The following is a 13,996-nucleotide window of genomic DNA, read 5'->3' as shown; positions in this document are numbered from 1 at the left end:
CCCCAAGAACGCCCCGATTCGGCCGCGGCGAACGCCGTTCGCCCAATCCCCCGTTTCAACCGATTTTCACTGACGAATTCCTCATGAAAACGCCCCCACGAATCGATACGCTCGCTTACACATCCACTGCGATGTCAACAGACTATAAACGACCGATAAATTTTGTTACCGGCCACAACAAAGCGCTTGACAATTTTGCCGGATGCGGTATCCTCTATGTCAATTGGTGGAACGCCACTCAATAGGGTTCGAAAGAGAAACTGATACGCTTTATCCTTGAGGGGACTTTTATGTTCAAGACGAACGCGATTATGGGGTTGATGGTTGCCGCTGTGCTCGCCTTTGGTTCGGCAGCGAAAGCCGTCGTGATTTTCGGATTCGACGTCAACACCGTCCAGTCCGCTTCCCTGTTCAACTACAGCACCAATGGCACGGCGTCCGTCTCTGACGACACGCTGACCGCCAACACGAAGGTCGACCTGTCGGTTTCCGTCGACGGCGGCTCGCCCACCGTTTTCACCGGTGCGGACCTGGTCGTGAACGCGGCTGTCGCCAGCGTCACGCGCGATCCGATGACCAACAAGTTCTACTTCGCCCTCACCGGCACCTTCTCGTTCAGCCAGGGCGGCACCGAAATCGTCAGCGGCTCCATCGACGGGTCCAACCTGCTCGTGCAGACCACCCCGATCTCCGCCACCAAGTTCAAGGTCACCTCCGGTGACAGCGTGTTCAACTTCGCCCTCAACGGCGAAATCTACACGTCCACCGGTCCCCTCCTTGCCGCTCTGCTCGGGTCCAACACCCTCGGCGGGTTCCAGTCCATGCACTTCACCGCTGAGCGGGCCCGCGGCGCCTCCTCCATCGTCCTCACCAACTCCGGCGGTGTGACCACCACGACCACCGACTTCAGCATCACCGGCTCCTACTCCGGTGACAGCGAACTGCTCCCCGTCCCCGAACCCGCCACGGTCGGCCTCGTCGGCCTCGGCGCTCTGGTGATGGCCGGCAGCCGTCGTCGCTCCGCCTGATCTTCAGCGACTCAACTTCGCCACAAAGACCCCGCTCTTAAGCGGGGTTTTTTATTGCGCCTGCGGTGCTCGTCTCCCGCGACTCAACATGCTTCGGCCACACGCACCGCCGCGCATGCGTCGGCGATCATCTCACCCAACATCGCGGGCAACGGACCCGGGGCAAACAACTTTGTGAGCCGATCCGTATGGCGATCGATCAGCACGCGGGCGCGATCGATGCCCAGCGCCCGTTCGTCCGCCGGCAGTTCCCCCGCTTCACTTAATGCCATGGTGAGCGCCTGCAAGCCGATGATCTCCGGCACCGCCTCGCGCCAGGTCCGGCCCGCCGCGTCGTCCGGCAGCGCCAACGCCGACTGCGCGAACTCGACCCATCGCCCCAACAGCCCCGCCCATGTCAGCTTCTGCATCGCGTCTTTGTGCATGATGGTTTCCAGACACACGATATTCCCTTCCCCGCCTTGCCGCCATCGACGCATCGGCTACGATAACGTCCCGGATCGGGTGACCCTGACCGTGGAGCCGGCGATGAGCACGCAGCAAACGCAGATCGTCATCGAGCGCATCGACTACGGCTCGGCCTTCCGCTTCACGCGCATCTTCGACTGCTTCCGCATGGCGCTTCAGCCCTCGCGCCTGATGATGGCGCTGATCCTGCTCATGATCGTGTTCATCTGCGGCTACGTCATGGACAGCATGACCGCGCCCAGCGTCGTGCCCGATGAATTCGACTACTTCGCCAAACACTCGCTCGTGGAGTTCACCGACTGGCCCTTCCTCAAACCCGGCGCCGTCCGCGAAGAGCGGCTCACCGGCGTGTTCATGTCGTCATTGAAGATCACGCTCGGACATTTTGAAAGTCTCGTCAAGGCCTCCGTGCAGTTCAAGCCCGGGTTCGATCAGCTTGCGCCCAACACGCCGGCGAGCGACGAGACGGTGCTCGGGTCGCTGCGGTTGATGATGATGGAGCCGCTGTGGCTCTGGCAGGCGCACCGGTGGTTTCTCATCGGGTACATGGTGATGTTCGGCCTGCTGTGGTCGCTGTTCGGCGGGGCGATCAGCCGGTCGTGCATGGTCGACGCCGCGCGCGGCAAACCCATCAGCGCCACCAGCGCCTTCCGTTACGCCTGGCGCCGCTGGCTCTGGTACATCCTCGCGCCCGCCCTGCCGCTGTTGATCGTCGGCGCGCTGGGGCTGCTGCTGGCGATCGGCGGGCTGCTCTTTTATGTCTGGGTGCTGGACATCCTCGCCGGGCTTTCCTTCGCGCTGGCGCTGTGCATCGGGTTCATCATGGCGCTGCTCATCATCGGATGGGTCGCCGGCGTGCACCTGATGTACCCGGCCCTGAGCGCCGAAGACTCCGACGCCTTCGACGCCATGAGCCGCAGCTACAGCTACGTGCTTGCCCGCCCGTGGCGACTGCTGTTCTACTGGCTGGTCGCGCTGGTGTATGGCGCGGCCACGTACCTGATCGTCGGCATCTTCGTGTACATCACGCTGTACCTGACGCGCTGGGCGGTCGGGTCATGGGTCACGAACTTCGACGCCACGCTCCCCACACCCAAATTCGGCGACCTCATCAGCTACAAGCCCGACTACGAACAGCTCGGCTGGTCCGGCAAGGTCAGTGCCGCGCTGGTGTGGGTCTGGGTGTGGCTGCTCATCGGCGTGCTGGGGGCGTACGCCATCAGCTTCTATTTCAGCGCCTACAGCGTGATTTACCTGCTTCTGCGCCGCTACACTGACGGCACGGATGTGAGCCAGATCGCCGAGGACGACGCCGACCGCAAAGTCCCCAGCGACAAACTCGAGCCCGCGCCCGCCCCGGCGACGCCCGCCGCCCCGTTGGTCCCCGATCCTGATACGGATGTGATTTCATGACCAGTTCCGATTCGCCGATTTTGAAGCACGTCATCGCCGCCCTCGTCGCCAACGAACCGGGCGTGCTGGCCCATGTCGCCGGCATGTTCGCCGCCCGCGGGTTCAACATCGACTCGCTCGTCGTCGGCCGCACCGAGAACCCCGAGTTCAGCCGCATGACCATCGTCGTCTCCGGCACGGTCAATACGCTCGACCAGGTCCGCAAGCAGCTCGCCAAGCTCGTGCAGGTCGTCAAGGTCGTCGACTACGTCGGCACGGATTACGTCGAGCGCGACCTGATGCTCGTGCGCGTCAGCACGCCGTCCGAATCCCGTCGCGAGGTCATCGAGCTGGCCGATCTGTTCCGCGCCCGCGTCGTCGACGTCGGCCGGGAGGAGCTGATGATCGAACTCTCCGGCGCCGAGGAGAAGCTCGAAGCGTTCGTCGATCTGATCCAACCCTACGGGATCGTCGAGCTGGCGCGGACGGGCGTGATCGCCATGCCGCGCAGCGAGAAAGTCGCCGGCAAAATCCCCACCCGCCGCCCCACCACCGCGGGCCTCGCCGGCAGCGCCAACCTCGGCGCCGGCGACTCGCCGACGAGCGGCGTGGATCCGAAGGAATTGCCGCCGGGTTAAGTCATCGATGGGGGAACCATGTCCGACGATCTGGACGATCTTCAGGTAGCTGCTGCCGAAGATGAGCTTCGCCTTGGTCAGCCGCGAAAACAGAAAACCGCACGCAAAAAGAAGCTGGCGCGACTGGCGCTGACGGCACGAAGTCCGTTGATCATGGGGTTCCTGAGCGCGGGCTTGATCGTCATGTTGGCACTCGCCCAAGGAAAGTTGATTGAAGCGGCCGTGTATCTGATGCTCGGCCTCGTCTTTTGCGGGCTTTATCGCTGGTCGCGACAGAAAGGCAAGCTGCTGAGCGCGGTGCTCACGGCCGTCGGCGTGTACGTCGGCGGCGTCGTTGCGCTCGCCGTTGATGATTTTCAAAGCGCGATCGAGCCGACGTTGAGCAAAGCGATTGCGCTGGCATGGATCTGCGTGGCCGTGACGGCGGCCGTGCAACATCGTAAACTCTCGCAATCCGGGGCGGCGGGCGAAAAGTAATTCATCGGTTCGGTCATTTCCTCCGATATAATGTGGGTGTCGCCCACTCCTCGGAAAGCAGCAGACATGGCCAAATGGGAAGTCCCCGATGAACTCGATGCCCGCGTGCGGGAGCACGTCGGCTCTGATGTGGCGGCTTACGTCACACAGGTGATCAGCGGGCAGCTCGATTTTGAAGACGACCCGGGCGTCCGAGCGGAATTGATCGAGCGGACCCGGCAAGGCATCGCCGACGCCGGCCGGGTGCGCGACGCACGTGCGGCGATGCAAGACCTTGCGAACAAGCACGGTCTGACGCCGCCGCAATGACTTATCGCGTTCTGTATTCCGAGCAGTTCATCGCCAATCTGGATGATCACCTGACCTACCTATGCAACGAAGGAGTATCCCGCAGCGTCATCGATCGCTGGTACGGCAAACTGTTCAAACTGGTCGAGAGTCTGAACGAATGGCCGGAGCGTTTTCCGGTGGATCGCGTCTTGACCGAGGCGACCGGCCGCGAGGTCCGCAAAGCCAACTACGCTGATTAACTGATCTCCTATATCGCCGATGATGAAAACCGGACGGTCACGCTGACCGGTTTTATCCACGGCTCAACCCGCAAATGATGCTGATCACCTTCCACCGCACGCTCGGCGGGCTCTGCGGTTAAACTGGTCGCTCCGACCGGTGGTCGGCCTAACTCAGGAGTGTTCACGGATGAAGTACACGATTGCACATGTGACCCACGAAGCTGTTGAAAAAATCGGCGGCATCGGCACGGTTCTCGAAGGTCTGATCACCAGCCCGGTCTACAAGAAGGAGGTTCGGCGGACGATTCTCGTCGGGCCTTGCTCGGCGGGGATCGCGATTGATCCGTCGCAGCGGCTGGGCAAGCACGGCACGGTGCTCTACTCGGGCGTGGACAACATCGACAAGGTCCACATCGCCGCGAAGCTGCGCCCGATCGAGTGGGCCTTCAACGTCAAGATCATCTACGGCAAGCGCACCTACGAAATCCCCGGCGACAACCGCACGGGCGAAGCCGAGGTGCTCCTCATCGACGTGTTCCAGACCAACCGCGAGCGGCTGGGCCAGTTCAAATATCAGCTCTACGAAAAGTTCGGCATCGACTGCACGCGCTACGAGCACGACTGGGGCTTCGAGGAATACACGCGCCTCGCCGAGCCGGCGTTTTACGCCCTGATGGCGCTGCTCAAGGACGAAGAGCTGCCGTGCATTCTCTTCAGCCACGAGTTTATGGGCCTGCCCACCGCGTTCAAGGCGACGCTCGACGGCGCCAAGCACTTCCGCACGTTGTTCCACGCCCACGAATGCTCCACCGCGCGGCACATCGTCGAGCACGCCCCCGGGCATGACACGATGTTCTACAACGTGATGGCGCAGGCGATGAAGAAGGGCAAGTACGTCGAGGACATGTTCGGCGACCAGTCCGTGCACGCGCGTCACGCACTCATCAGCCGGGCGCATCTGTGCGACGCGGTCATCGCCGTCGGCGACGACACGGCCCGCGAAATGCACTTCCTCGGCGACCACTTCGATCATCACCAGATCGACAAGGTCTACAACGGCGTACCGACGATGAAGGTCACGCCCGCCAAGAAGGACCGCGCCCGCAAGATGCTCGCCGACTATGCGGAGGAGTTGCTCGGGTATCGGCCGGACGTATTGATGACGCACGTGATGCGCCCGGTGATCAGCAAGGGCGTGTGGCGCGACATGAGCGTGTGTCACGAACTGGAGAAGCGATTCGAGAAGACGAATCAGACCGGCGTGCTGTTCATTCTGACCAGCGCGGGCGGGACGCGCCGGCCGCAGGATATCCGCACGATGGAGAAGAACTACGGCTGGCCGCGCACGCACCACAACGGGTTTCCCGATCTGGTGGGTCCGGAGGTCGACTACAACCACATGATCGAGGCCTTCAACAAGGGTCACAAGCGGATTCAGGTCGTGCTCGTCAATCAGTTCGGGTGGGACAGCGAGGCGATCGGCGAGCGGTTGCCCAAGCACATGCACATCGGCGATCTGCGCACGGCGGCGGACGTCGAGTTCGGCATGGCGACCTACGAGCCGTTCGGCATCAGCCCGCTGGAGCCGCTGTGCGCCGGGGCGATCTGCGTGATTTCGAGCGTGTGCGGGTGCGCCGGGTTCGTCAACGAAGTGACGGACAACGCCACCGTGCCCAACGTCATCATCGCCGACTACACGAAGCTTCCCAAGAAACGGGACCTCGACGAGGCGATGGCGATCGGCCAGGCGGAGCGCGATGCGATCGAAGCGAAGGTCGCCGTGTCGATTGCCGAGACGATCATGAAGGATCTGCCGCGCACGGACGGCCAACGGAAGGCGATCGTCGACGCGGGTCAGAAGCTGGCGGCGAAGATGGGTTGGGACAAGGTGATGAAGGACCACCTCTCGCCGGTGCTCAAGCGGATCATGGGCAAGAAGGGGTGATCTGCTTAGCGACGCCGCTTCCTGCCGTGAGCCCGTCGAACGGGCGGCGTCGCTGAACGGGGCGAAGAAGCTCAGCGCCGGCCGAAGAAGCGGGCGAAGCGCTGCACCATGATTTTGTGGCGGAGGCGTGTGGCGACGCGGCGCATGGCGGCGTCGTCGGGGGCGATCTCCAGCGCCCGCAGCGTCCAGTAGCGGGCCCGGCGGAACTCGCCGAGCTGCTCGTGGGCGGCGGCGAGGTTCTGCATGGCGAGGGTGTAATTGTGATCGGCCCGGATGGCGTCGCGGCAGGTGCGGATCGCTTCGCGGATGCGCCCGTCCATGAACATGGCCAGGGCGAGCTGATGACGCAGCGGGGCGTTGTCGGGCTGCTGGCGGACGAGGCCGCACAGAATCCCCGACGCCTCGCGCGGCATCTGCGCGTCCATGAGCATCTGCGCCAGCGGCTCGGCGATGTCGATGTCGTCGGCGGAGCGCGTCAGCGCCAGTTCCGCCCGGAGGTGACGTCGGGCCTCTTCGATGCGCTGCCGCCGCAGGGCGATGCCGGCGAGCTTCATGTGCGCCTCGGCCCGCGCGGGATTGAGGCGGAGCACCAGATCGAAGGACATCTGGGCGGCGTCCAGGTCGTGCGACTGAAGGGCCAGTTCGCCGAGGTTGAAGTGGGCGTCGATGTGCGTGGGGTCCAGTTCGATGACCCGGCGGAATTTTTCCGCGGCTTCGAGCGGGCGGTCCATCTTGACGAGGACCTCGGCCATGTCCATGAGCGTGTGCGCGTCCGACGGATCAAGCCGAAGCTGCCGGCGGTAGGCCCGGTAGGCCCGGTCAAGCTGACCCTTGAGCGTGTACGCTTCGCCGAGGCGGGCGTTGACATCGGGGTAGTCGGGGTCGAACTTGCGCACCTGATCCAGACACCAGATCGCGCGATCGATGTCGTGACGATCGAGCAACGACGCGGCGAGATTGAAATGCGCGTGCGGCGAGTGCTCGTTGATCTGGCACGCCATGTAGAACATCACTTCCGCCTGTTCGTGATCGTCGAGCTGGGCGTAGGCGGTGATGCGATGCGCGTAGGTCGCTTCGTTGTCGGGCTGAAGGTGCTGGGCCTGCTCGAAGTACTTGATGCCTTCGGCGGGGCGGCGGAGGCGCAGGCAATCGACGCCGAGGTTGATGAGAATCTCGACGTCCTGCCCGTGATAGACGAGGGCGTTCTTGAACGCTTCGACGGCTTCGTCGTAGCGGCCCATGGCGTCGAGCGTCAGGCCCAGGTTGTAATGCCATTCGCCCTGCTCGGGGTTGACGCTCAGTGCGGCACGAAGCTCGTGCACCGCGTCCTCCCATCGGCCGGACTCATACAACTCGTGCGCGCGCTCCACACGTTGCTCTGCTTCAAACCATTCATTCATCGTTCTGCGTCCCGCGAATGGGGAAATTATGGGACAAGCCTTTTTCTCTCTCAAATCCGCCCCGAAGCACCGATATTTTGAACACAGACGCCTTTTTCTGGCTATATTGTATAGACATCGTCTTTGGGTTGCAACAGGATTTTTCACCATGCCAAGAGGGGCTAACCTCACTTACCGCCGTTGTTTAAGACCGATCGCGGTCTTTTTCTTCGGCGTGATGGTCCTGACGGGCCCCGGCCTCCGCGCCGCCGCCGACGAAGCATTCACCAACGCTCAACTCGACGCCGAGCGGCTCGACCCCGACGAGCAGCGCGAGCTGGACCATCTGCTCGACGACCTGCGGGACACGCGGCTGGACCTGGACCGACGCCGGCGCGCCGCCGCCATTCTGCTCGACCACAACTGGCCCGCCGCCGTCAGCACGCTCAAGCAGCTTCTGTCGCACAGCCCCGATGCGACGACCCGCCGCGCCATCGCCCGCGCCATCGCCGGCGCCGACGCGCCCGATCCGCAGCTCATCGACCCGCTCGTCAAGATGCTCGGATCGGATGATGCGGATCTGCGGCGTGATGTCTCGGCGGGGCTCTCGCACTTTGCCGATCCGGCGCTGGTGGCGAACCTGATCAAGATCGCGGACAGCAACAAGGCCCCGCTCAACGAGCGGCTCGGAGCCGTGGCGGCGCTGGCGGAGCATCGGCAGCCGCGCGTCGTCGAAGCATTGCTCACGCATATTCACGCCCGGCAGCCCGCCCTGCGCGACGCCGCCTTCGATGCGCTGGAACAGCTCACGGGCATCGCCGACTACGGGCACGACACGGCCGAGTGGCACCGCTGGTGGTCCCGCGTCAATACGCTGCCGCAGGCGCAGTGGGAAGCGATGATCATGCGCCACCTCTCGGCCCGCAACGTGGACCTGGATAAGCAACTGTCCCGCCGCACCGCCCGGCTCACGCAGACGTACAACAATCTCTACGACGCCACCGACGAGAAAGGCCGGGCGACGATTTTGCAGCAGATGATGGTCGATGATCTGATCGAGCTGCGCATGCTCTCGCTGGGACTCATCGAACGCCGCGTGCTCAATGCCCAGCCCATCAGCGACGACGTCCGCGCCGCCATGCGCGGCCGGCTGCTCGACCGCGATCCGGAGGTGCGGGCGAAAGTGGCGTCGCTATTGGAAAACGTGGCGGACGAGGCGGCGGCGGAGCAGGTCGTCGAACTGCTTCTGGCGGAGGGCGATCCGCGTGTGCAGTCGGCTTATCTGGCGCTGCTGGCGCGCGTGCCGCAGGTCGAGGCGGTCAATTCGGCGCTGCTGCTTCTGGACCGGCCGACGGTGCGCGGGTCGGCGGCGACGTTCCTCGTCGCGGCGGCGGAAGCGAAGATGCTCAGCGATCAGCAGGCCCGGCGGGCCCTGGCGTTCGCGCGTGTGAACCTCAAGGACGCGGACCCGCCCGAGCCGGCCGTCGTCCGACTCCTCGGCCGCCTCGGCGAATCGAGCGATCAGCCCATGCTCGAAAAGTTGCTCACGCACACCGAGCCGACCGTCCGACTCGCCGCCGCGGAAGTCTTTGCTGATCCGCGCTGGCCCCTCGCCCCGCTCACCGAGCGCATCAGCGACCCCGCCCTGCGCCCGGCGGTCGTCGCCGCCATCGGCGCCCGCGGGGCCGATGTCGCTTCGCTCATCAAGCTCATCGACGCACCGCCCAAGGACACCGAGCAGCGCGCCAACTGGCTCGCCGCCATTCTCGCCGTCGCCGCCCGACTCGATGCCCCGGGGGTGGTGCGCATCGATCAGTACCTCGCCGCCGCGACGAATCTCGATGACATTCACGAGCAGATCTTAAAAGCCGCCGCCGCACCCCCGCCGGCCGACGCCACGACGCCGACCGCCGAAGCCCGGTCGGACGAAGCGACCTTCCGGCTCGCCGGCTTCTACGCCCGCTCTGATCAGCCCGCCCGCGCCAAGCCGCTCTACGAGCGACTCGCCGCGCGGACGACCCTTTCGACCGACGATCAGCGCCGCCTCGTCGATGCCACGCTGCGCCTCATGCTCATTCAGAAGCTCTACGACGACGCCGAGCGTTACACCACGACCCAGCTCACCGCCGCGCCCCCCGCCCCGCTCGACCTGCTCGCCGACACCTGGCTCGACCTCGCCGAGCAGTCCATCGCCGCCAACGACAAAACCGCCGCCGGTCTCCTCACCGACCGCGCCGCACGGCTCTTCGCCAAGAAGCTCTCCAACACCGACGCCGCCCGGCTCACCGACTTGCAAACACAGCTTGCCCCGCCCGATCCGATCAAACCCACCTCGACGCGCAACAGCAACACCCCCGCCGCGCCCCAAACCGCGCCGGTGACGATCGTCAAACCCTGATGTTCCGGTGATTACTTCCCGCCCGCATCCGCCGGCTGAACGACGACCGGCGTCGCCGCCGCGCTGCTCGCGCTCATCTCACCGCGAAACCGATCGCACCAGAACCCCAGTGCGATCACCGCGATGAATATCGCAATGCCGATGTGCTCGATTCGCATGGCAAATAGAGCATAACCGCCGCGTGTTCAGGTTTGGTTAACTCGGCGCTTTTCAGCTCAGCGCTTCATGCAACTCAACGACATGACCCGCCGCAACTTCAACCGCCTTCAACAGATGCAGCTTGAACGGCCGCTGCTGGGGCGGGGCGGCGTAGACGAATTCCGCCGCCGTGCGGGGCTCATCGGTGAAGAAATGCGCCACCGCCGGCGAGGCCGCGTCGACCTTGCGGTCGTGACACGTCAGCGCCACCAACTGCTGATGCTCCGCCAGCCAGGCCCGCGTCGCCAGGAGCGTGCGGATCGCCTCGTCGGTGGGCATCTTCTGCGTGCGCATCATCATGTGCAGCCGGCCGTCGTCGCCCAGCGCGATCTGCACCTGCGGATGACGCGGACAACGCGCGGCAATGTTCACCGTCGAAGGCACGTAAATCGTCAGGTCATCCGCGTCGAAAGCCGGTGCGGGTGTTGGCGCGGGTGCTGATGTGCGCGACGCATCCTTAGAATCCGGGGCTCCCTGCTTCGCGAAGCCGCTTCGCAGGGCGGAGTCGTCGCTGCGATCAATCCGCGGCTCGGGCGTCTCTTCAGTGACGCGCGGCTCAACGAGCGGCGCTTCCGCCTTCGGCGATTCAACAACCGGCGCAGCCGCCGCCGGGCGCCTCGGCTCAATGGGCGTTTGGATCTTCGGCTCCAGCGAGAACACCGGCGCCGTCGTCGCATCCGCGTCCTCCAACGAGGCATGCATGCCCGCCGGCTTCGCCTTCGGCGCGATCGGCTCCGTCGCGAGGGCGACTTCGTCCGGCAGCGCGACCGGCTCCGGCAACGACGCCTCGGCGAACATCTCGCCCAGGTCCAGCCACAGCCGCGATTCATCCGCGATGGCGAAGCGCCCGACCCGCCGGCGTCGCACCGGGGCCATGCGCTTCCGCACCCCGGCGATTTCAACGGGCGCATCGAGCAGTTCGCCCACCGCGCGGTTGAGCCGGAACGCCGCCGCCCGCGCAGTTGGATCGTCGCAGCCCATGAACATCACGCGCAGATGCGGCAGCACCTCGTTTTTCCCACGCTCCGCATCGCTCAACAGCGACTTGATCATGCGGTACGCCGCCACGATCGCCGCATCGTCCGCGCCGGTGAGGATCGTCCACGACCGCAGCCCCATCAGACGGGTCTTCTGCGGCGACTTGGACGGCTCATCGAACAGAATGACGAACGCCCCGACGCTCGAGGCCGAGTCGTGAAGCATCTCGACCAGCTCGTCGGTCGTGGCGACTTCCATCGCCCGGCTCGACGCCGCGTTCGACGACATCGATTCCGCCGGTCCTGATTCCGGGGGCGGTTCGGCGTCGAACATCTCGTATTCGATTTCATCTTCGCTGATGCGCAGCAGGGCCGCTCCCTCGTACTGCTGCGCCAGATGCGAGACGTACTGACTGACCCACGGCGAGGCGTAACCGGGCAGATGCCCGACAAGAATGGCGTCCACCACCGGGGCGGGTCGATCCGATCCGCTCAGTTTCAGCTCCGGCCCGACGCCGTCGGTGGGCACGATGTCCTCCGGCCCGGTGCAAAGCAACTGGGCCAGCGCGTCGATCGCTTCTCGTGTCCGCGCATCGTTCATGTTGGAGCTTTCAGCTTTCAGCCATCAGCGGTCAGCGACAGAGCAAGCTGAAAGCTGACGGCTGATCGCTGACAGCTTGCTATTCCACTTCGATGATGTTGTTGAGCTCACCGAAAGGGTTGGTTTCAACATACCGGTTGTGCGGGTCGCTTGTCCATTTGCCGTCGACCACGATCCGATAGCGGTACCGCCCCGGCGGCAGCGGTACGCACGTCTGCCAGATGCCCAGCCGCTCATTGCGCTGCAGCGGCGTCGCGATGGCGGACCATTCATTGAAGTCCCCCGCGATGCTCACCCGGCTCGTGCTCGCCGCGTCCGGCTGGACGAAAAGCGTGCCCTGACTCGTCACATGCGCCCCGTAGAGCGCCCGGAGCTTTTCATCAAGTGTGCGGCGAACGTCCGGGTCCGCCGGCCGGGTCTCCAGCCGCTGCTCTCGCGCCTCGAACTGCGCGACCTGCGGGTCCGACGCCAGCCGCTGCTGCATCGCCGCCGTCCGCTGCGACAAGGCCTTCGCCCGCGCCACCAGATCCGCCACCCGATTGTTCGCCACCGGCGCGGCCTCGGCCGGCTCCGCCGGACGCACCGGCTCCACCGTCGTCACACCGGCCCGCGAGCCCATCGCCGGCATCGCGTCAACCGTTTCGTCACACGGATCAATCTCCCGCAGCACGCGCGGCTCGGCAACCGGCCGCATGTCCCGACGCATCGGCGCTTCCGCCGGCGAACCCGCGGGCATCGCCGCCGGGCTCGGCCTGGTCATGTGCGCGATCGAATCGTCCGTCATCTCCGTCGACTCCGGCGCCGTAAGCCGCTGCGGATGCGGACGCGTCGCCAATAAATGCCGCGCCAGCCGTTCATAATCCTGACACCCCCGGCTCGCCGGATCGTATTCGAGAATGGGCTGCCCGAAGCTCGCCGCTTCCTTGAGCTTGGCGCTGAAATGAATCGGAATCGTCAGCACCCGGTCGCCGAAGTGCTTGCGCAGCTCGTTGACGATCTCCCGCGCCATCTTCGTGCGAACATCGTACATCGTCGGCAGCACGTGGAAACAGACCGCGTGCCCGCACCGATCGGCGAGCACCTGAAGCGTCGTCGCCTGCCGCAGCGAACCGGCGAGGGCGAAATAGCCCGTTTCCACCGGGATAATGACCTCCCCGGCCGCGCGGAGGGCATTGAACGTCAGGAGCCCAATGCTTGGCGGGCAATCGACGATGCAAATCTCGTAATCCCCCGCCACACGGCGAAGCAGCTTCGCCAGCCGCGTGTCACGGTCCGGCGTCGACGCCAGCTTGTGCTCCACGCCCGCAAGCTGCACCCCCGCCGGCGCGAGATCCAAATTCGTCGAAATCTGCCAGAGGATCTCCGCCAGGTCGAAGCGCTCCACGTCCCCCATCAGCGCTTCAGCGATCGTCTTTTCAAGTTGCGTGTCCGGAACCGCCAGCCCCAGTGCACAGTGACCCTGCGGGTCCATGTCCACGAGCAGCGTCTTGTGGCCCAGTTCGGCGAAGGACGCGGCGAGGTTGATGGCCGTCGTCGTCTTGCCGCAGCCGCCCTTCTGATTGATCACCGCAAACGTACGCACGCGCCGGGGCCCTTTCGTCCGTGAAAGTCAGCCGCTTCGTTCACAAATCGTCCCGCCGAATCCATCCGGCGAAACGCGTCCTTTTCCGTGGGGTCACGCCGCCCGCCAACCGCCCGGCAGCGCCACCTCCCGTTCCAGAGTATCGGACGCACCCTCGTCAATTCTTGAAAATGCATTCCCCGACACGCTTAGCGACGCCGCTTCCCGCAGCGAGCCCATCGAATGCGCCGCGGGCTTCTCCCCCTTCCCCACCCCCTCTCCCCCAACCCCCTTCCCCTGATCCCCAAACCCCACCGCGCACGCGCCGATCAACCCGCCGCACCTCGCCAAATCCCATAAAACCCCACCTCACCCACCCCTACCGCGCACATCGGCGCGCCCATGCGCACCGCCGAGCAAGC

12 protein-coding genes are annotated in these 13,996 nt (G+C 64.9%); 8 read left to right on the top strand and 4 right to left on the bottom strand.

What is annotated here, in order from left to right:
• Positions 1 to 290 precede the first annotated feature (290 nt).
• A complete protein-coding gene (locus tag GC162_10670; GenBank protein MBI1369103.1) occupies positions 291 to 1,028 on the top strand; it encodes a PEP-CTERM sorting domain-containing protein in 738 nt (245 codons plus the stop codon).
• A gap of 83 nt (positions 1,029 to 1,111) precedes the next feature.
• On the opposite strand, the gene GC162_10665 is transcribed toward GC162_10670, so the two are convergent.
• Complete coding sequence (locus tag GC162_10665) at positions 1,112 to 1,453, bottom strand: hypothetical protein (GenBank protein MBI1369102.1); 342 nt, start codon at positions 1,451 to 1,453, stop codon at positions 1,112 to 1,114.
• 103 nt (positions 1,454 to 1,556) lie between these two features.
• Between GC162_10665 and GC162_10660 the strand changes: the two genes are divergently transcribed.
• The 6 genes from GC162_10660 to GC162_10635 all read left to right on the top strand — a co-directional run bounded on the left by GC162_10660 (position 1,557) and on the right by GC162_10635 (position 6,460).
• Positions 1,557 to 2,909 (top strand): hypothetical protein, encoded by a 1,353-nt coding sequence (locus GC162_10660; protein ID MBI1369101.1) that lies wholly within the window; start codon positions 1,557 to 1,559, stop codon positions 2,907 to 2,909.
• Positions 2,906 to 3,526, top strand: coding sequence for an acetolactate synthase small subunit (ilvN, locus tag GC162_10655; GenBank protein MBI1369100.1), 621 nt, complete (start codon positions 2,906 to 2,908; stop codon positions 3,524 to 3,526). Before GC162_10660 ends, ilvN begins: the two co-directional genes overlap by 4 nt.
• 18 nt (positions 3,527 to 3,544) lie before the next feature.
• On the top strand, positions 3,545 to 4,003 hold the full coding sequence (locus GC162_10650; protein ID MBI1369099.1) for a hypothetical protein: 459 nt from the start codon (positions 3,545 to 3,547) through the stop codon (positions 4,001 to 4,003).
• Between the two features lie 66 nt (positions 4,004 to 4,069).
• The gene (locus GC162_10645) at positions 4,070 to 4,312 is read left to right on the top strand and encodes a hypothetical protein (protein ID MBI1369098.1); all 243 of its coding nucleotides are present in this window, start codon (positions 4,070 to 4,072) and stop codon (positions 4,310 to 4,312) included.
• The gene (locus GC162_10640) at positions 4,309 to 4,533 is read left to right on the top strand and encodes a hypothetical protein (protein MBI1369097.1); all 225 of its coding nucleotides are present in this window, start codon (positions 4,309 to 4,311) and stop codon (positions 4,531 to 4,533) included. The genes GC162_10645 and GC162_10640 overlap by 4 nt, the downstream gene beginning before the upstream one ends.
• A 169-nt stretch (positions 4,534 to 4,702) precedes the next feature.
• Positions 4,703 to 6,460 (top strand): hypothetical protein, encoded by a 1,758-nt coding sequence (locus GC162_10635; GenBank protein MBI1369096.1) that lies wholly within the window; start codon positions 4,703 to 4,705, stop codon positions 6,458 to 6,460.
• Positions 6,461 to 6,531: 71 nt separating this feature from the next.
• Here the strand turns inward: GC162_10635 and GC162_10630 are convergent, their stop codons facing one another.
• Complete coding sequence (locus GC162_10630; protein MBI1369095.1) at positions 6,532 to 8,010, bottom strand: tetratricopeptide repeat protein; 1,479 nt, start codon at positions 8,008 to 8,010, stop codon at positions 6,532 to 6,534.
• On the opposite strand from GC162_10630, the gene GC162_10625 reads away from it, so the two are divergent.
• Positions 7,889 to 10,237, top strand: a complete 2,349-nt coding sequence (locus GC162_10625; GenBank protein MBI1369094.1) for a hypothetical protein — start codon at positions 7,889 to 7,891, stop codon at positions 10,235 to 10,237. The two genes, GC162_10630 and GC162_10625, sit on opposite strands and share 122 nt — an antisense overlap.
• A 210-nt stretch (positions 10,238 to 10,447) precedes the next feature.
• Here GC162_10625 and GC162_10620 read toward each other — a convergent pair whose 3' ends face one another.
• Both GC162_10620 and GC162_10615 read right to left on the bottom strand, forming a co-directional pair.
• Entirely contained in the window at positions 10,448 to 12,013 is a 1,566-nt protein-coding gene (locus tag GC162_10620; protein MBI1369093.1) for a hypothetical protein, read from the bottom strand.
• A gap of 79 nt (positions 12,014 to 12,092) precedes the next feature.
• On the bottom strand, positions 12,093 to 13,595 hold the full coding sequence (locus tag GC162_10615) for an AAA family ATPase (protein MBI1369092.1): 1,503 nt from the start codon (positions 13,593 to 13,595) through the stop codon (positions 12,093 to 12,095).
• Positions 13,596 to 13,996: the final 401 nt, after the last annotated feature.

This window comes from Planctomycetota bacterium (genome assembly GCA_016125255.1).
Classification (GTDB): Bacteria; Planctomycetota; Phycisphaerae; order Phycisphaerales; family Zrk34; genus RI-421.
This window is presented reverse-complemented; position numbering and strand designations above follow the sequence as displayed.

Bases quoted from the DNA above. Each gene is read 5' to 3' on its own strand.
- GC162_10670 (MBI1369103.1), top strand. From the start codon at position 291: ATGTTCAAGACGAACGCGATTATGGGGTTGATGGTTGCCGCTGTGCTC.
- GC162_10665 (MBI1369102.1), bottom strand. From the start codon at position 1,453: ATGCACAAAGACGCGATGCAGAAGCTGACATGGGCGGGGCTGTTGGGG.
- GC162_10660 (MBI1369101.1), top strand. From the start codon at position 1,557: ATGAGCACGCAGCAAACGCAGATCGTCATCGAGCGCATCGACTACGGC.
- ilvN (MBI1369100.1), top strand. From the start codon at position 2,906: ATGACCAGTTCCGATTCGCCGATTTTGAAGCACGTCATCGCCGCCCTC.
- GC162_10650 (MBI1369099.1), top strand. From the start codon at position 3,545: ATGTCCGACGATCTGGACGATCTTCAGGTAGCTGCTGCCGAAGATGAG.
- GC162_10645 (MBI1369098.1), top strand. From the start codon at position 4,070: ATGGCCAAATGGGAAGTCCCCGATGAACTCGATGCCCGCGTGCGGGAG.
- GC162_10640 (MBI1369097.1), top strand. From the start codon at position 4,309: ATGACTTATCGCGTTCTGTATTCCGAGCAGTTCATCGCCAATCTGGAT.
- GC162_10635 (MBI1369096.1), top strand. From the start codon at position 4,703: ATGAAGTACACGATTGCACATGTGACCCACGAAGCTGTTGAAAAAATC.
- GC162_10625 (MBI1369094.1), top strand. From the start codon at position 7,889: ATGGGACAAGCCTTTTTCTCTCTCAAATCCGCCCCGAAGCACCGATAT.
- GC162_10630 (MBI1369095.1), bottom strand. From the start codon at position 8,010: ATGGTGAAAAATCCTGTTGCAACCCAAAGACGATGTCTATACAATATA.
- GC162_10620 (MBI1369093.1), bottom strand. From the start codon at position 12,013: ATGAACGATGCGCGGACACGAGAAGCGATCGACGCGCTGGCCCAGTTG.